Origin of the sequence: Vibrio sp. B7 (assembly GCF_963888765.1) — a bacterium.
Taxonomy (GTDB): domain Bacteria; phylum Pseudomonadota; class Gammaproteobacteria; order Enterobacterales; family Vibrionaceae; genus Vibrio; species Vibrio anguillarum.
In genome coordinates this window covers 78571-96632 of sequence record NZ_CAWPKR010000040.1, presented here as the reverse complement: position 1 = coordinate 96632, position 18062 = coordinate 78571, and the positions used below count along the sequence as shown (strand labels likewise).

The 18062-nt window shown below is 45.1% G+C and carries 19 protein-coding genes; 5 read left to right on the top strand and 14 right to left on the bottom strand.

Annotated features, from left to right (window positions below):
* Window positions 1-39 precede the first annotated feature (39 nt).
* On the top strand, window positions 40-423 hold the full coding sequence (locus AACV32_RS17295) for a DUF3461 family protein (protein ID WP_026027637.1): 384 nt from the start codon (window positions 40-42) through the stop codon (window positions 421-423).
* 144 nt (window positions 424-567) lie between these two features.
* Here the strand turns inward: AACV32_RS17295 and pgpA are convergent, their stop codons facing one another.
* The 14 genes from pgpA to AACV32_RS17225 form a co-directional block, all read right to left on the bottom strand.
* The gene (gene pgpA / locus AACV32_RS17290) at window positions 568-1071 is read right to left on the bottom strand and encodes a phosphatidylglycerophosphatase A (protein ID WP_013856199.1); all 504 of its coding nucleotides are present in this window, start codon (window positions 1069-1071) and stop codon (window positions 568-570) included.
* Window positions 1068-2042: a thiamine-phosphate kinase gene (gene thiL / locus AACV32_RS17285; protein ID WP_026027917.1), complete on the bottom strand. Its 975-nt coding sequence runs from the start codon at window positions 2040-2042 to the stop codon at window positions 1068-1070. The genes pgpA and thiL overlap by 4 nt, the downstream gene beginning before the upstream one ends.
* 123 nt (window positions 2043-2165) lie before the next feature.
* On the bottom strand, window positions 2166-2633 hold the full coding sequence (gene nusB / locus AACV32_RS17280) for a transcription antitermination factor NusB (RefSeq protein WP_013856197.1): 468 nt from the start codon (window positions 2631-2633) through the stop codon (window positions 2166-2168).
* On the bottom strand, window positions 2633-3103 hold the full coding sequence (gene ribH, locus AACV32_RS17275) for a 6,7-dimethyl-8-ribityllumazine synthase (RefSeq protein WP_026027639.1): 471 nt from the start codon (window positions 3101-3103) through the stop codon (window positions 2633-2635). Before ribH ends, nusB begins: the two co-directional genes overlap by 1 nt.
* Before the next feature lie 208 nt (window positions 3104-3311).
* On the bottom strand, window positions 3312-4421 hold the full coding sequence (gene ribBA, locus AACV32_RS17270; RefSeq protein WP_170895516.1) for a bifunctional 3,4-dihydroxy-2-butanone-4-phosphate synthase/GTP cyclohydrolase II: 1110 nt from the start codon (window positions 4419-4421) through the stop codon (window positions 3312-3314).
* A gap of 88 nt (window positions 4422-4509) precedes the next feature.
* On the bottom strand, window positions 4510-5166 hold the full coding sequence (locus tag AACV32_RS17265) for a riboflavin synthase (protein WP_170895515.1): 657 nt from the start codon (window positions 5164-5166) through the stop codon (window positions 4510-4512).
* 1 nt (window position 5167) lies between these two features.
* Window positions 5168-6265: a bifunctional diaminohydroxyphosphoribosylaminopyrimidine deaminase/5-amino-6-(5-phosphoribosylamino)uracil reductase RibD gene (gene ribD, locus AACV32_RS17260; RefSeq protein ID WP_017047324.1), complete on the bottom strand. Its 1098-nt coding sequence runs from the start codon at window positions 6263-6265 to the stop codon at window positions 5168-5170.
* Between the two features lie 6 nt (window positions 6266-6271).
* A complete protein-coding gene (nrdR, locus tag AACV32_RS17255) occupies window positions 6272-6721 on the bottom strand; it encodes a transcriptional regulator NrdR (protein WP_010320136.1) in 450 nt (149 codons plus the stop codon).
* 131 nt (window positions 6722-6852) lie between these two features.
* The gene (locus tag AACV32_RS17250; RefSeq protein WP_170895514.1) at window positions 6853-8103 is read right to left on the bottom strand and encodes a glutamate-5-semialdehyde dehydrogenase; all 1251 of its coding nucleotides are present in this window, start codon (window positions 8101-8103) and stop codon (window positions 6853-6855) included.
* 10 nt (window positions 8104-8113) lie between these two features.
* The gene (gene proB / locus AACV32_RS17245; protein ID WP_038148735.1) at window positions 8114-9253 is read right to left on the bottom strand and encodes a glutamate 5-kinase; all 1140 of its coding nucleotides are present in this window, start codon (window positions 9251-9253) and stop codon (window positions 8114-8116) included.
* 122 nt (window positions 9254-9375) lie between these two features.
* Window positions 9376-9765, bottom strand: coding sequence for a sigma factor-binding protein Crl (gene crl, locus AACV32_RS17240; protein WP_026028531.1), 390 nt, complete (start codon window positions 9763-9765; stop codon window positions 9376-9378).
* Window positions 9766-9865: 100 nt separating this feature from the next.
* Window positions 9866-11113, bottom strand: a complete 1248-nt coding sequence (gene frsA / locus AACV32_RS17235; RefSeq protein WP_017049717.1) for an esterase FrsA — start codon at window positions 11111-11113, stop codon at window positions 9866-9868.
* Between the two features lie 88 nt (window positions 11114-11201).
* On the bottom strand, window positions 11202-11666 hold the full coding sequence (tet(34), locus tag AACV32_RS17230) for an oxytetracycline resistance phosphoribosyltransferase domain-containing protein Tet(34) (protein WP_010320141.1): 465 nt from the start codon (window positions 11664-11666) through the stop codon (window positions 11202-11204).
* A gap of 39 nt (window positions 11667-11705) precedes the next feature.
* A complete protein-coding gene (locus AACV32_RS17225) occupies window positions 11706-13001 on the bottom strand; it encodes an NCS2 family permease (protein ID WP_017046589.1) in 1296 nt (431 codons plus the stop codon).
* 886 nt (window positions 13002-13887) lie between these two features.
* On the opposite strand from AACV32_RS17225, the gene AACV32_RS17220 reads away from it, so the two are divergent.
* From AACV32_RS17220 to AACV32_RS17205, 4 genes are all read left to right on the top strand, one after another.
* Window positions 13888-15360, top strand: coding sequence for an aminoacyl-histidine dipeptidase (locus AACV32_RS17220; protein WP_170895513.1), 1473 nt, complete (start codon window positions 13888-13890; stop codon window positions 15358-15360).
* Window positions 15361-15655: 295 nt separating this feature from the next.
* The gene (locus AACV32_RS17215) at window positions 15656-16096 is read left to right on the top strand and encodes an ATP-dependent zinc protease family protein (protein WP_017049719.1); all 441 of its coding nucleotides are present in this window, start codon (window positions 15656-15658) and stop codon (window positions 16094-16096) included.
* On the top strand, window positions 16096-17001 hold the full coding sequence (gene rimK, locus AACV32_RS17210; protein WP_010320145.1) for a 30S ribosomal protein S6--L-glutamate ligase: 906 nt from the start codon (window positions 16096-16098) through the stop codon (window positions 16999-17001). The genes AACV32_RS17215 and rimK overlap by 1 nt, the downstream gene beginning before the upstream one ends.
* Entirely contained in the window at window positions 16961-18058 is a 1098-nt protein-coding gene (locus tag AACV32_RS17205) for a succinylglutamate desuccinylase/aspartoacylase family protein (RefSeq protein ID WP_088718002.1), read from the top strand. Before rimK ends, AACV32_RS17205 begins: the two co-directional genes overlap by 41 nt.
* The last annotated feature ends 4 nt before the right edge of the window (window positions 18059-18062 follow it).

Below are 18062 nucleotides of genomic sequence, written 5' to 3'. Positions count from 1 at the left end.
GGTTCATTGATGTGTCACAAAATACAATAGAGGTTGCCTATGTATCCCTACCTCACCGGTTTAGGCATTCAAGATCCTAAACAGATTGAGCGCTATTCACTTCGTCAAGAAGCCCATAAAGATGTGTTGAAGATTTACTTTCATAAGCAGAAAGGCGAGCTGTTCGCTAAAAGCGTGAAATTTAAATACCCTCGACAAGTAAAAAATGTATTGGTCGATAGCGGCAGCCATCAATACAAAGAGGTGACGGAGATCAACCGTAATTTAACTTTGGTGATTGATGAACTAAATAAAATCACTAAGCCGGTTCCTATGAGTGATCTCGATCTGAAGCAAAAAATATTGACTGACTTGCGCCATTTGGAAAAAGTGGTCACGAGCAAAATCGCTGAAATTGAAGCTGACTTAGAGAAGCTAAAATAGTCTCAAGACGGTAAAGTAACTTTAGATACCCAGAGCATCGAATAACCCTGTTTCAGATAACTCTTCACTGACAAAAAAGGTTCCCAAAGGAACCTTTTTTGTTGCTAAGTCTAAGCCGTCAATCAATATTGAACGCTGACCATGTTATAACCAACCCGCCCAAAAGCCGACCCAATACAGCGCAATCGCGGATACAACACCTGCCACGATATCATCGAGCATAATCCCCAAACCACCATGCACTCGTTTATCTAACCAACTGATCGGCCACGGTTTGAGCATATCGAAAAAGCGAAACAGTACGAATCCAGCCACCAGCCATTTCCAATCTAAACTGGGCAATTCAAACAGTGGCACGACTAGCATTGTTATCCAAAAACCGGCAAATTCATCCCACACAATCGAACCGTGGTCATGCACTTTCATGTCGTCAGAAGTCACTTGGCAAATTTTCACGCCCACCAAACAAGCCAGCACAACCACAGCACAATATACAGTGAGAGGTAGCTGTACTAACAGCAAATAAAAAGGCACTGAGGCAAGCGTTCCCATTGTGCCGGGCACGATAGGCGATAGGCCACTGCCAAAACCCGTGGCCAAAAGATGCCAAGGGTTCTTTAATGAGATTAATGCGATAGGGTTTGTCATCCGTTCACCTTAAAATGATCATAGCCGCTTAACTGCCAATTGAGTTTTTTCCCTTGATGCTGGAGCTCAAAAATACCCTGCGGGCGAATTTGGCCAATGCAACTCACCTTACAACCACAATGAGCAAGCGCACTTTCGATGGAACCTCGGTTATGCTCTGGAACAGTGAAACACAACTCATACTCTTCACCGCTGGTTAGTGCATATTGCTGGGCTATTTGTCTCTCGCCCACAAACTGCAACAGCTCTTGCGAGATAGGCAACGCACCGACATCTAAACTCACCCCAACATTTGAACGATGCAAAATATGTTTGAGATCAGACACTAAACCATCGGAAATATCAATTGCAGAAGAAGCCAAATGAAGCAATGCTTGGCCAGCAAGAATTCTTGGCGTTGAGAGATAGTGACGCTTTTCAAGCTCTTGGGCAAAAGGTTTATGGCGTAAGCTTGGGTCAAGAATCACATCGAGCCCTGCTTGGCTATCACCAAGCTCGCCAGTGACGTAAACCCAATCTCCCACTTTGGCTCCACTGCGCAGCAGCGCCAATTCTTGTGGCACAAAACCTTGTACTGTCAAGGTAATGCTCAGTGGTCCTTTGGTTGTATCCCCACCAATTAGCTGAATATTGTAGTAATTCGCAAGTTCGAAAAAAGCATCACAAAAGGGTTTTAGCCATGCTTCATCGACACTGGGTAGAGTGAGTGCGAGCGATACCCAAGCAGGCGTTGCCCCCATCGCAGCCAGATCACTGATGTTAGATGACAATGCTTTATGAGCCACCCAAGCCGGATTCGCATCGGTTAAAAAATGAGTGCCTGCGACTAAGGTGTCGGTACTGATGGCGATCCGAACATTTTCTGGTGCTTTGACCAATGCACAATCATCTCCTAGAGCAAGAGAGACATCTTTACGTTGTGACTGACGGTTAGAGAAATAGGTATCGATTAAATTGAATTCACCGAACATAAAAAATTCCCTGCCCTGAGTTTTTATTATGTACATCATTTCTCATCGCTTAGGGCTTTCGCGGAGAAAGATCCGTCATAAAAAAGGTCAGCGAATGCTGACCTTTTATTTTAAAACGACTTATTATTTTTTGCGTACATGTGGGGCGGCTTTATCAAGCACGCCATTCACAAATTTATGGCTATCTTCAGCAGCAAATACCTTTGCTAACTCAATCGCCTCATTGATGACCACTTTATATGGCACATCATCGCGACGAGTCATTTCGTACATGGCTAAACGAAGTAACGCCAATTCCATCATGTCTAAGTCTTGCATTGGACGAGACACGAAAGGACGCAATTTGCTATCTAGCTCTGTGTGGCTTAGCACTACACCCGTGAGTAGATCACGGAAATATGCAACGTCGGTTTCTGGAGCCGCTAACGCTGGCTCAGCAGCATGATGCTCTTCTTCATCATACTTACCACCCGAGAGGAATTGCTCTTCGATAGTGGCAACATTTTCTTTTGTAATTTGCCAAGAATAAATTGCTTGTAGCGCAAATTGACGTGCATTACGACGTGCGGCTGGTTTCACACTGGCCCCCATTAGGAATCAATTTCTGAAAGAACGTTAATCATCTCAAGCGCGCTTAGTGCAGCTTCTGCACCTTTGTTACCAGCCTTGGTTCCCGCGCGTTCAATGGCTTGATCGATGGTATCAACAGTTAGAACACCAAATGCTACTGGAAGGCTGTATTCCAGAGACACTTGCGCCAAACCTTTATTGCATTCACTGCACACATAATCAAAGTGTGGCGTACCACCACGAATCACAGTGCCAAGAGACACGATAGCGTCGTATTTACCCGTTTTTGCTACGCGTTGAGCAGTAAGAGGTAATTCGACAGCACCAGGGCAGCGAACAACAGTAATATTGTCATCGCTAACTTGTCCGTGACGCTTTAAAGTATCGATTGCACCAGAAAGCAGGCTTTCGTTAATAAAACTGTTGAAACGAGAAATAACGATAGCAATTTTTGCATTTGGTGCGGGGAAACCACCCTCGATCACTTTCATAAGCCTTCCTTTAACTATATACACAAGTGAGAATCGCCGGATTCTAGCACAATTTTGTGAGCAATATCTAATGGAAATTCGGCTTAGACGGCAAACCAAGCGGCTAATCAGCGAAATAATAAAGGAAGCGTTGGGCTTCCTTTATTGGTTTTATTACGGTGTATTTTTAAATGTGACGTTAGGTTCTAAGCGCTAAAACGAGATGACGTTATTGGCAAACATACTCAGTCACATTCAAGCCGAAACCGCCTAAAGCGTGATACTTTTTATTGGCTGAAGAGAGTAAACGCATGTCACGAACACCTAAATCCGCCAGAATTTGTGAACCAATCCCCACACGGCGTGAAGTACCTTGTTTTTTCGCTAAAGTAGGCGCTTGGCCTTTGTCTTGTTGCTCAAACATTTTAACGCGATGGATCAATAAGTCGCTCGACTCTTCATTACCTAAAATGACCAATACGCCGCCCTCTTGGCCGATACGCTGCATCGCTTTATCTAACGTCCAACTGCGTTCAGCATTGCGATCACTGCGCAGCAAATCGGTAAAGGTATCGTGCAGATGAACTCGCACCAATGGCGCTTGACCATCCAATGCTCCTTTTTGCAATGCGTAATGGATCTGATTATCAATCACGTCGCGGTAAGTGATCAGTTCAAATTCACCGTATTCTGTCGGCAACTTGCACTGTGCAACACGCTCAATGGTCGTTTCTGTGTTATTACGATATTCAATCAGATCAGCAATCGTACCGAGTTTTAAACCATGTTGCTCGGCAAACACTTCAAGATCAGGGCGACGCGCCATGGTGCCATCATCATTTAAAATTTCGACGATCACAGAGGCGGGTTCTAATCCCGCAAGGCGCGCCAAATCACAACCGGCTTCCGTATGCCCAGCGCGAGTTAAAACGCCCCCCTCTTGCGCAGCCAGTGGGAAAATGTGCCCAGGTTGCACTAAGTCTGAAGCTTTCGCCTCTTTCGCCACCGCAGCTTGTACCGTCACGGCGCGATCGGCCGCTGAAATGCCGGTGGTTACGCCTTCGGCCGCTTCAATCGAGACGGTAAAATTGGTGGTGTATTGAGCATTATTATCCTGCACCATAGGAGCCAAGCCTAAACGCTGACAACGAGCTTTAGTCATGGTTAAGCAGATCAGGCCACGACCAAATTTAGCCATAAAATTAATAGCTTCAGGAGTAACGTGCTCGGCGGCCATGATCAAGTCACCTTCGTTCTCACGATCTTCGTCATCCATTAAGATGACCATTTTCCCAAGACGAATATCTTCAATGATCTCTTGCGGGGTACTTATTGGCATACTCTATTTTCCTATCGCTGAACTATTTTCCGCACAGTCCCTGACTTAGATTTATCCACGACCGTGGTGGCATGGGACAATGCGCGGTTTACGCAAAACCATTTTGTTGTAAAAATGCTAAGCTAATTTTTGACTCTGGTGTCTCTTCATCTTGCTGGTTTTGCAGCAAACACTCCATATAACGCGCGAGCACATCCACTTCCAAATTCACTTTACGCCCAACATGAAATGCATCAATGGTCGTTTCGGCAGAAGTGTGAGGCACTATGGTCAGCTTAAAGGCATTCTTTCTTAAATCATTCACAGTGAGGCTGATACCATCTACTGTAATTGAGCCTTTTTCAGCCACGTATTTATTCAATGCCGGTGGGATCGCTACCCAAAACTCTATCGAACGACCAACAGGATTACGTTCAATGATTTCACCAACACCGTCAACGTGCCCAGAAACAATGTGTCCACCAAAACGAGTGGTCGGCAACATGGCTTTTTCTAGGTTGACCTTGTCACCAACTTGATAGTGAGCAAACCCGGTTTTGTTGAGCGTTTCTAGTGAGAGATCCGCGGTATATTGAGTGCTGTTATAATCTACCACGGTCAAACAGACACCATTTGTGGCAATACTGTCACCAAGTTTGACATCGCTCATATCAAGATGACCGACTTTCACGGTCACGCTGATGTCTTCACCTTTGGGCGTAATCGCGGCAAGTGTACCTACCGCCTCGATAATTCCTGTAAACATGCTATTTATCTTTTATTTTAGGTACGGCAATGATCCGAATATCCGGCCCAACTTGTCGTACATCTTTGATGATTAACTCTAGCGTATCCGCCATGGAAGATAGCCCCAAAGCACCAAATAGCCCCCGACCATCACTACCCATGATTTTAGGCGCTAAGTACAAAATGATCTCATCGACCAATTGGGCTTGGATCAGTGAACGAGCCAGTGTGGCACCAGCTTCTACCCAGAGATGATTCATTTGTGACTGCTCAGCTAAATAAGCTAAGGTATCCGCTAACTCAAATTGTGTCTGGTTGCTATTGAGCAATGACGTATGTTCAGTGCCAAGCACCAATACTTCACCGGAATGTTGATACAGCTTTAGACCATCATGGAGTTGGTTTTGCCTGTCAAGAATAACTCGCACTGGTTGGCGTAACTGATGTTGTGGGTAGTTCACTTGCACTGATGGAGGCAGTTCATCCCAACGCACAGTCAATGAAGCATCATCTTCAATCACTGTTTTGCTGGTCGATAAAATCCCACCCGCTTTGGCGCGAAATTTTTGCACATCTCGCCGCGCGGCCGCTGAAGTGATCCATTGACTCTGACCATTATTGAGTGCTGTTTGTCCATCAAGACTTGCGGCCATTTTCAATTGGACAAAGGGCATCCCACTTGTCATGCGTTTAATAAAACCCGGATTGAGCGCGATGGCATCCGCTTCTAACAAACCGACTTCGACTTCAATCCCAGCGTCACGCAACATTTGAATACCACGCCCAGCGACTTGAGGATTCGGATCTTGCATTGCGCAAATCACTTTCGCCACTTTGGCGTTAATCAAGCCTTCAGCGCAAGGCGGTGTACGGCCATGATGCGAGCAAGGCTCTAAAGTGACATAAGCAGTAGCACCTTGCGCTTGCTCGTTTGCCATGCGTAAGGCGTGCACTTCGGCATGCGGCTCACCAGCACGAACATGAAAACCTTCACCAACAATCTGCTCTCCTTGAGTGATCACGCAGCCGACATTGGGGTTAGGTTGAGTGGTAAAAACGCCACCTTTGGCAAGCTCAATGGCTCGCGACATCATTTGATAATCAAAAGGAGTAAACATAAGCGATTAATCTTCCAGCTTCGCGATTTCTTCACCAAACTCACGAATATCTTCAAAACTGCGATACACGGAGGCAAAGCGGATGTAAGCGACTTTATCGAGTACTTTGAGCTGCTCCATCACCAAGTTACCAATCATTTTACTTGGGACTTCTCGCTCACCAGTAGCTCGCAACTGAGATTTAATCATACTGATTGCAAGCTCAATCGCATCGGCGCTGACGGGGCGTTTTTCTAATGCTCGCTGTATACCACCGACCATTTTATCTTCGTTAAACGGTTCACGATTTCCATTTGATTTGATGACTCTTGGCATCAAGAGCTCGGCCGATTCAAACGTGGTAAAACGTTCATTACATGCCAAACATTGACGGCGACGGCGCACTTGATGGCCATCAGCGACAAGACGAGAATCAATCACTTTGGTATCGTTCTCTGAACAAAAAGGACAATGCATATCACCTCCATAGCAATGAGCATCAGTGTACCGGAATTAGTACGCAAGTTGAACGCAAAAGGGGCATCAGCCCCTTTTCAATCTCTATTTTGTTAACAACCACACTTTGCGTTATCCATAACGAAAAGAACTTAACGGCGTGATAAGTAATTGGCTTTGCCAACCCACTTGTAACTGGTCAACTCTTCTAAGCCCATCGGCCCGCGAGCGTGCAATTTTTGGGTCGAAACGGCCACTTCAGCACCTAAACCAAATTGAGCCCCATCGGTAAAACGCGTCGAAGCATTGACATACACTGCAGCAGAGCCCGCTGAATTAATAAACAGCTCTGCATTAAATAGGTCATTTGTCATGATCGCATCCGAATGGCTTGCATTGTGTTCACGCATATGTTCAATCGCTTGCTGCACGTCATCGACCACTTTGACGCCCAAAGTGTAACTTAGCCATTCGGTGTCAAAATCGCCTTCAACGGCCTCTCTCAACTGTTTCGCATGGCTCATGCAGGTTTGGGCTTTTGGCTCTACAACGAAGGTCACTTGATCATTAAGTCGTAGCACCAGTTTTGCCAAAAACTCACTGGCAATCGCTTGATGAACCAGCAAAGTATCCAGTGCGTTGCACGCAGAAGGGCGCTGAATTTTGGCGTTTTCAATTACCTCGACTGATTTGTCTAGATCCGCCGATTGGTCAACAAAAATATGGCTAATGCCAAAACCACCAATAATCACTGGAATGGTGCTGTTTTCTTTGCACATTTTATGTAGGCTAGCGCCGCCGCGCGGAATGATCATATCAACATATTCATCCAGCTTGAGCAGCTGTGAAACCAGTTCGCGATCCGGTTTTTCAATATACTGCACCGCAGCCGCTGGTAGTTGTGCTTTTTCTAGCGCCGATTGAATAACGTTGACTAGCGCCATATTGGAGAAAAAGGTCTCTTTCCCTCCCCGTAAAATACTGGCGTTACCCGTTTTTAAACACAATGCCGCAATATCAATGGTCACATTCGGACGCGCTTCATAAATAACGCCCACCACACCTAACGGTACTCGGCGGCGAGACAATGACAATCCGTTTTCAAGCACTCGGCTATCGATTTCACTACCGACAGGGTCATTGAGATTAATCACATTACGCACGTCATTAGCAATGGCTTGCAGGCGCGATTCATTGAGCAATAAGCGATCAAGCATGGCATCGTTCAACCCGGCTTCTCGGGCCAGTTCGATATCTTGAGCATTCGCTTTTAAAATCACGGCGCTCTGCGCCTCCAGTTCATCGGCAATGATCGCTAATGCATTGTTTTTTTGTGTCGTTGAAACGGTAGCGAGCTGGAAAGCGGCCTGTTTGGCGGCTTTACCCATTATGGTTAAATCCACTTTCTTTTCCTTATTCTTGGATCACAACAAGATCATCGCGATGAATTACTTCTGAGCCATAATCGTAACCTAAAATGCCTCCGATATCTTTGCTGTGTTTACCCGCGATTTTGGCTAAGTCTTGGCTGGAATAAGCGGCAATGCCACGGGCAATTAATACGCCTTGTTTATCGGTTACTCGCGCCACTTCACCACGTGCAAAAGTACCACTGACATTCACTACCCCTTTCGCTAATAAGCTACTGCCATTCGCAACTACAGCGTTGACGGCTCCGCCATCAATGACAATGTCACCAGAAGCGGCAGGACCCGCTAAAATCCAGCGTTTGCGGTTTTCTAACGCTTCGGTACATGGCAAGAAACGGGTGCCTTGTGGCGCATCACTTAAAGAGTCAAAAATAACGTTGCTGGCACGCCCTGCGGCGATAATGACTTCAATCCCTGCACGACGAGCAATATCAGCGGCCTGAAGCTTAGTTGCCATACCTCCGGTGCCAAGCGTGGTACCACTACCCCCAGCGATTTTACGCAAGGTATCATCAATGGTTTTGACTTCTTTAATCAGTTCAGCGTTAGGATCTTTACGCGGGTCTGCGGTGAAGAGCCCTTTTTGATCAGTGAGCAGCAATAGTTTATCGGCACCACATAAGATACCGACCAAGGCTGACAAATTGTCGTTGTCGCCCACTTTGATTTCACTGGTTGCCACTGCATCGTTTTCGTTGACCACAGGAATAATATCGTGCTCGACCAAAGCATTAATGGTATCTCGCGCATTCAAAAAACGCTCACGATCTTCTAGATCGGCACGAGTCAGTAGCATTTGACCTATTTTAATCCCATAGATGGCAAAAAGAGATTCCCATGCTTGAATCAGTTGACTCTGCCCAACCGCAGCAAGCAACTGTTTGCTAGCCATTGCGTTGGGGAGTGCGGGGTAACCTAAGTGTTCTCGACCAGCGGCAATTGCGCCCGACGATACAATCACCACTGAGTGGCCTTGCTTTTTCAGTTCAGCACATTGACGGACAAGCTCAACCATATGAGCTCTATCTAACGCCAAAGTACCACCGGTTAATACACTGGTTCCTAGCTTCACAACGATTGTTTGAAGTTGCACCGCTTTTCCGCTTTGTTGATTCGTTGTCATGATTTCTTCTGAAATGGAAAACACATAAGAGCTGATGTTTTAGCAATCAAAGCAATAATTCACAAGTAGAAAAGGTGCTAAAAAGCACCTTTTTCATCACGAGGATAAGGGGATAACGAAAATCAGACGAATTCAGCGGAATCTTGTGCAATCTCAACACTCAATTCAAAGCGCTCATAGAGACTCGCTACCAGTTTGGCATGAAACTCTTCTTGGGTACGTTTGACTTCAGAAAATACGGATTTAGGAATCGCGTCGGCATCCCACGTGCCAGCTAAGTTGTAACGTCCTGTATGATACTTAGCCTCAAACCCTGATTCTTTCTTAGTAAGTTCCAGCCACCAGCCCCAAAACTCTCGTTTTTCTGGGGATTTTTTGTCATTAACGCAAGACGCAAGGCAATCAAATAAGTAGTGATCCTCACGACATTGGCCTTCTCGTAAATAAGGTCCAATAGCTTTTAAAGCAGACAATAAGCGATAATGAGTCGGGGTGTGGGTCATTTCTGACATATTGACTCTCCATTTCAATGTTAAGAACGATCATTATTTTTATTAATCATATGCTTGTTACCGCATACCAATATCATGCTTAACTAATTTAGTAGAAAAGTCACCTAAATAGCTCATCTTCTAACCACTTTATCGCTAAATCGAGGGATTGCTCATATCCTTGTGTAATTGTTTTGCTTTTTATCTGTTTCGCTTTGCCATATTCACTAAAAATTGCAACTAATTGATTATCTGAATAGGGTGAAATGGGATCACCTTCTAATCCTAAAGCCAAAATCGGAACTTTAGTTCGCCTACTGGTTAAAAAGCCTTGCACTTTCAGTGACCACGCTCGCATCAACCCAGCAAGACTATTAATATCCACCACGTCTTTACCTAAACGAGACGCCAGCACATCAATATACATTTTGGGCATTTTTTTCAATTTTTCTGGCGAAGCTAAAATATCGTGGATAGGTGCGCCTAATGAAACACAAGCCTTGATTTTATCTTGCTCTAGAAAAGAGAGCCTGATCATGGAGTTACCACCAAATCGAAATCCAACAAGCCCCACTTTTCGATGCTCAACCCAAGGCAAGCTTTCCAGTTCATTGAGTACGGCTTGATGCAGACATGAAGAATCTTCAGTTAAAGGCCAATGGGAGCTATGACCTACGGAGGGCATATCAATGGTTAACATCGCAATATCTCTAGGCGCGAGATAATCTCTAAACAAACGCCACATATCCGTCTGCAAACTGTCTAAACCGGCGCTAACCAAAACGACCGGATGAGGCCTATCGGTATTGGGCAAATGCAAATTAGCGACTATTTTTTTGTTCTTATAGGGTACTTCAACTTGCTTAATCACATAACGAGTCAATTTGGCCGCTTCGTTATAAGCGCTGTTTGACAGTATCTGCGCCTGCAAGGATAAATTATCATTTTTTAGATGCGGATAACCAGCAATGCTAAAGCAGAGCGACGCGGAAAAAAGTTCATTGGCTGCCTCTTCGTCTTGCTTGTCATTAGCGCGCTTTTGGTGACGCATCCCCAGCTTAGTCCACTCGTATGCCCAGTTACCACTGTGATAGCCCATAACCGTATCTAACCAATCCGCTTCGGTTCGCGAATGTTTCGAAGAGGCAATGCGGGCGAGAACTTCTTCTTGCTCTACAGGATCAACACCTTGCCATATCCACTGTAAACGCCTGAGATTTCGATACCAAACGTACCCTTCTTGTTGTTTTTTAAGATCCAAAATTTCTTGGCTACTTGGCATATAGCGAATTAATGCCGAGGTTTCTTGAGCTTGCTTGTGTTTCTGGAACAAGGTTTCAGAAAGATTTTGGCTGTTAGATTCAGACATAAGTCGATTCAATTGAGAGCGGTGCTCTAATAGTAATAAAAAAAATGGCCCGATAAAGGGCCATTTTCAAATAAACGCAAGAAAAGCATTACTTTTGTTTACGGTTAATCGGTTCTGCGTATTGAATCGTCATATCCCATGGCTGCTCAATCCACGTATCTTGAGCAATATCCACAACATAATCATCTAACAAGCTTACGCCAGAAGGCTTCGCACACACCGCAATCAATTTCGCTTTAGGATACATTTCACGTAGCTTACGTGCGGTATCACCACTATCGACCAAATCTTCAACAATTAAGAAACCTTCGCCGTCACCTTCAGGTGCTTTGATCACTGTCATGTCACGCTGATGATCATGATCGTAACTTGAAATGCAAATCGTATCGACATGGCGAATACCTAATTCACGCGCCAATATGGCACCAGGAACCAGACCACCACGGCTCACCGCCCAAATACCTTTCCATTGCTCTGCAGGCATCTGTTTTTCTGCCAATTGACGACAGTAAGTCTGCATGTTGTCCCAAGTGATAACGAATTTATTGCTCATTGTTGTAAACCTAATTATTTAAATAATCTGTGTCGTTCATTACATTGCAGAGGCGATATACTTAAAGATGAAGATGGCTGACATCACCCACACACTTATCGATACACTGCGCCCTTTGCCACTAAATAGTTTGATAGCCGCATAAGCAATGAAACCAAGAGAAATACCTTCTGCGATAGAGAATGTCAGCGGCATTAATAAACAGGTAACGACGACAGGAGCCGCTTCTGTTAAATCGCGCCAATCAATACTGACCAAACCAGAAAGCATCAAAATTGCCACGTAAAATAATGCACCAGACGTAGCGTACGCAGGGATCATTCCAGCTAATGGCGAGAAGAATAATGCAAGTAAGAACAAAATGCCAACAACGACTGCAGTCAGCCCTGTGCGCCCGCCAGCAGCAACACCCGCCACACTTTCAATGTAAGAGGTTGTGTTTGATGTACCTAGCAGGGCACCGACTGACGTAGCAGTAGAATCGGCAAGCAATGCTTTATTTAGACGTGGAATTTTACCATCTTTACCAATCAAATCTGCTTTTTGCGCCACGCCAACTAAGGTGCCAGCCGTGTCAAATAGATCGACAAACAGAAACGCAAACACCACTGAGATCATACCCACTTCAAAAACGGCGGAGAAATCAAGCTGCAAAAAAGTTGGCGCAATACTTGGTGGTGCCGACATAATGCCATGCCACTGAACGTCACCAAACACTAAACCAAGGCCAGTAACCGCAAGAATCGCGATCATTACGGCACCCTTTAAACCACGATGAACCAAAGCAATCGTCAGGAAGAAACCTATCGCACCGAGTACAGCAGGAAGAGAAGTAATTGCGCCGACAGAAACCAAAGTTGCAGGGTTATCAACCACAATGCCTGCATTCTTCAGGGCAATAAAGGCAAGAAAAAGTCCAATACCGGCCGAGATCCCCGTTCGTAATGACATCGGAATCGAACCGATGATCCACTCACGGATTTTAAAGATACTAAGGAAAATGAACAGCACACCAGAAACGAATACCGCCGCCAGCGCAACTTGCCATGTATACCCCATGCCGAGCACAACGGCGTAAGTAAAAAATGCGTTTAACCCCATACCCGGAGCCTGCGCGATTGGGTAGTTGGCAACAAAGCCCATGATGAAACAGCCAATAGCCGCCGCAAGACACGTAGCAACAAATACTGCACCACGGTCCATGCCGGCATCCGCTAAGATCGCAGGGTTAACAAAGATAATGTATGCCATCGTGAGAAATGTCGTTATTCCTGCGATAACCTCAGTGCGCACGTTTGTGCCATATTCACTAAGTTTAAATAGCCTTTCGAGCATGATCGAGTCCTATAAGGGTAAAAAGTAAACGGTTGCGTAATCGATTGGCTGTGGATTATAGAGAGATCAGATCACAAATTCCAGATAGAATTAAGGCTGTAATATGCTTTTATTAATGGCTTATGAACCTAGTCGCGCTTCATTTCTTCAAAAAGAAAAAGCGGATTTCCATATCGTATTGCCGTTGAGCCGTAAAGGAAGTGTTGAACATTGAGATAAAAAAACGCCACCTCATCTGAGGTGGCGGCGAATCATTTTAGCCAAACTGACTACAAAAAAATTCCAATATCTAGGGGGTGAACATACAGTTCAAATAACATGCTTAAAGTCTTAATAACCAAAGCTTGTTGGGTAAGCAAAGTTGCCAGTGTAAACAGACTTGTTTGTCCAGAACATTGCTGATGGTAAACCTTTCATAACTATCACCTTATAAAATCAATTGAACATAAATTTGATTTCTCGGTTCCATGGAGGCGATAAACGGACTCATCCTTTGAGCATTTTTTCTTCGCTTTCGAAGTTGGTTACAAATATACCACCAAGAAATTAAATTACAATATTTGGCGTGATAAAAATCACATAATTTTATTTTAATGATCTACATCAACAGATTTAGGTAATTAAATTACACAAATATCAGCAAAAAATGATTATTAGGCGGTAAGGGGAAGAATCTCATCGCCGATTGTGTCATCTCTTCTATACGCTACAGTCGATTTAATGTGACACCAATAAAACAATTCTCAAGCGGTGAGGCTACTCGCTGATTGTCGAGAGTGGTATGCTGTCCACCACTACAAGTCATGCTCAGATCTAGTCGATATCGCTACCAAAGAAACATTTCGCCTGTTCATGATCTGGCAAGCTCGAATAAAAGGAGTATTCCGTGTCTGAGTTCTATTCTGAAATCAGTAAATTGTCATCGGCACCCGTATGGCAATTTTTCGATAAAATCTGTTCCATTCCTCACCCGTCTAAGCATGAAGAAGCCTTAGCCCAGCACATCATCCAGTGGGCGACAGAGCAGGGTTTAGCGGTACGCCGAGATCCAACCGGCAACGTTTTCATAAAAAAACCAGCGACAGCTGGCATGGAACACAAGAAAGGTGTGGTTCTACAAGCTCATATTGATATGGTGCCGCAAAAAAACGAAGACACGCAACACGACTTTGCTAAGGACCCTATCCAACCGTATATCGATGGCGAATGGGTAACAGCCAAAGGAACCACTTTAGGTGCCGATAACGGCATGGGTATGGCAGCATGTTTGGCTGTTCTCGCGTCAAAAGAGCTCAAGCACGGTCCTATTGAGGTGTTGCTGACGATTGATGAAGAAGCGGGTATGACAGGTGCTTTCGGCCTTGAAGCTGGTTGGTTAGAAGGAGAGATCCTGCTCAATACTGATTCAGAACAAGAGGGCGAAGTATATATGGGCTGTGCTGGTGGTATTGATGGCACAATGACTTTTAATATCCAACGACAAGCCATGCCTGCTGGTTACGTAACACATCAATTGATTTTGAAAGGGTTAAAAGGAGGTCACTCTGGGTGTGACGTCCATACTGGCCGTGGGAATGCTAACAAGCTACTGGCTCGCTTTCTTGCTAGTCATGCACAAGAACTTGATTTACGTTTGATCGAGTTTCGCGGTGGTAGCCTACGTAACGCCATTCCTCGAGAAGCGTTTGTCACCGTGGCCATTCCTGCCGAAAATGGGGTAAAACTGGATGAGCTATTTAGCTCCTATACCCAGCTAGTGAAAGAAGAGCTTGGACGCGTCGAAACAGGAATCGTCACTTTCAACAACCCGCAAGAAAATGCAGAAAATGTCTTCGCTCTTGTTGATCAACAACGTTTTATTGCCGCATTAAACGCGTGTCCAAACGGTGTGATCCGGATGAGCGATGAAATTGAAGGCGTGGTTGAAACCTCATTGAATGTCGGTGTGATTACTACACAAGAAAACTCTGTGACTGTGTTATGCCTTATTCGTTCTCTGATTGATTCAGGTCGCCAACAGGTTGAAAGCATGCTCAAATCCGTTGCTGAGCTAGCGAATGCGGAAATTGCCTTTACTGGTGCTTATCCGGGCTGGAAACCAGATGCCGATTCAGAGATCATGGCTATTTTCAGAGACATGTACCAAGGTATTTACGGTCATAAACCGAATATAATGGTGATCCATGCTGGCCTAGAATGTGGTCTTTTCAAAAAACCTTATCCAGAAATGGATATGGTTTCGTTTGGCCCAACCATTAAATTCCCTCACTCACCGGATGAGAAAGTGAAGATCGACACAGTCGACCTTTTCTGGGAGCAAATGGTTGCCCTACTAGAGCATATTCCAGCGAAAGCTTAACCCACTCTGATGTCGAATTCTTCAACCAGCGTGTAATAGCAAGTTGATGAATATCTTGCTTTGGCAGCGGAATTCGGCATCAATCCTTACCTCTTTTTCTATCAATTAATTTTATCGATAAGGCAAATTAATTTCATTAGCGCACATTTTTTGTGACTGCTAGAGTTCGCCCCCTTGAAGTTCCTAGAGTTATTCACCACACTCTCTTCAAGCGATAACACCATTTAAAAGTTGTATCGGGGATGCGGCTACTCCTTAGCGGCGTCTTACATTCTCCAAAAATATTGAAACTGCGATGAAAGAAAAAATGATTGTCGGATGGCGAGAAACTCTCAGCCTTCCAGGGTTAGGTATTGAGCAAATTAATGCCAAAGTCGATACCGGAGCCCGCACGTCGTGCTTACACGCATTTAAGGTAGAGAGCTTCACCAAGGAAGAGACTCTTTGGGTTCGCTTTTGGATCCACCCTGTGCAGCGCAATAATGACAAGGTCACAGTGTGCGAAGCTAAAGTCATTGATGAACGAATCGTCCGTGATTCCGGTGGCCATGAAGAGTCACGTTACGTTATTCAATCAGACGTCAGTTTGGGCGGCCAAACTTGGCCCATTGAAATAACGTTAACCAATCGCGAAAATATGGGTTTTCGTATGCTATTAGGTCGCACCGCAATGCACCGTCGAATTTTAGTTAATCCAACTAAATCGTTTTTAATCGCTTTCGAGGAGAGCAAATAATGAAAATTGGTATTCTGTCACGTAATGCTTCGTTGTATTCAACCAAGCGTCTGATTGAAGCGTGTAAAAGCCGTGGCCACCAAGTCAAAGTGATTGATGGGCTGCGTTGCTATATGAATATCAATTCTGAAAAACCCGAAATTCACTTTAAAGGTGAAGAGTTAGCGGGTTTTGATGCAGTCATTCCTCGTATTGGTGCATCCGTTACGTTTTACGGTACTGCAGTATTACGCCAATTTGAAATGATGGGGGTTTATCCCGTCAATGAATCTGTGGCTATTAGCCGTTCCAGAGATAAACTTCGCTCAATGCAGCTATTGTCTCGTCGCGGCATTGGTATGCCAATTACTGGTTTCGCCAGCAAACCCGATGATGTCAAAGACTTACTCGACATGGTCGGAGGAGCACCGGTAGTAATTAAATTACTTGAAGGAACTCAAGGCATCGGTGTAGTGTTAGCGGAAACACGCAAAGCAGCAGAAAGTGTGATCGAAGCGTTCATGGGCTTGAAAGCCAATATCATGGTGCAAGAGTACATCAAAGAGGCTGGTGGCGCCGATATTCGCTGTTTCGTTATTGGCGACAAAGTTATCGCAGCCATGAAACGGCAAGGTGCCGATGGTGAGTTTCGCTCTAACCTACACCGCGGCGGAACGGCCTCTTTGGTAAAAATCACCCCTCTAGAACGTAAGACGGCTATCGATGCGGCGAAGATTATGGGTCTCAATGTTGCGGGTGTGGATCTTTTGCGATCGGAACGTGGCCCATTAGTGATGGAAGTCAATTCATCGCCAGGTCTTGAAGGTATTGAAGCCGCTACTGGTAAAGATATCGCCGGGTTGATTGTCGAATTTATTGAAAAAAATGCGGCAACGAAAGGGACAAAAACACGTGGCAAAGGTTAGGAAAAACACAGCATTTCATTTCCTGGGGGATTCAGTTCCCCCAGGAACGCGCAAGGCAATGGAGCTAGAAGCGGCTAAGCTTTATACACACTCGCCACTCTCTATCCCTATCGAAATCATTAATGGAATATCCACTGGCCCAACCTTAATGGTCAATGCCGCCATCCATGGTGATGAACTGAACGGCGTTGAAATAGTCCGTCAACTGATCAACTCCATCGACCCGCAAAAACTAAAAGGGACACTGATTGTTGTCCCCATCGTCAATGCCTTTGGCTTTATTCATAAATCTCGCTACCTTCCTGATCGACGCGATCTCAATCGCTGCTTCCCTGGAAGTGAAACTGGCTCCCTCGCCTCTCGCATTGCACATACTTTCTTTTCCCAAGTCGCTTTACGTTGTGATTACATCATTGACCTGCATACTGGTGCTATTCATCGCACGAATTTGCCACAAATCCGCGCCGATCTCACTAATCCTGAAACCTTGCGTATTGCCCAAGCATTTGCAACCCCAGTGATCATCGACTCTCCACTGCGTAATGGCTCGCTCAGAAGTGAAGCAGAGAAATCAGGCATTACAGTATTAACTTATGAAGCAGGTGAAGCGCTAAAATTTGAACCTATTGCCATCAATGCGGGTATTGTCGGTGTGAAACGCACCATGCAAGCCATTGGTATGATGCGCAAAAGTCGCAAGGCCGTACCGACATCGATCATCGCAAAATCAACCAGTTGGCTCAGAGCCGAAAGCGATGGCATCTTGCGCACTGTGGTGACGCTTGGTGACAAGGTCGAAAAAGGACAAGTGCTTGCCTATATCAACTCACCGCTTGGTCATGTCGAAGTCGAATTAAGAGCCAATAAGGGGGGTATTGTGATTGGCCAACAAACTCTGCCTCTTGTTAATGAAGGAGATGCCGTATTCCATCTCGCCTACTTCTCGCAAAGCGATGAGATGGTTGAGCAAGTCGTGGGCGATTTTATTGAAGAGGTCGCAGACAGCGATTTAGAACCTCTGACCACGGGACACTTGATGCCACCGTCGATGGTCTAAATTG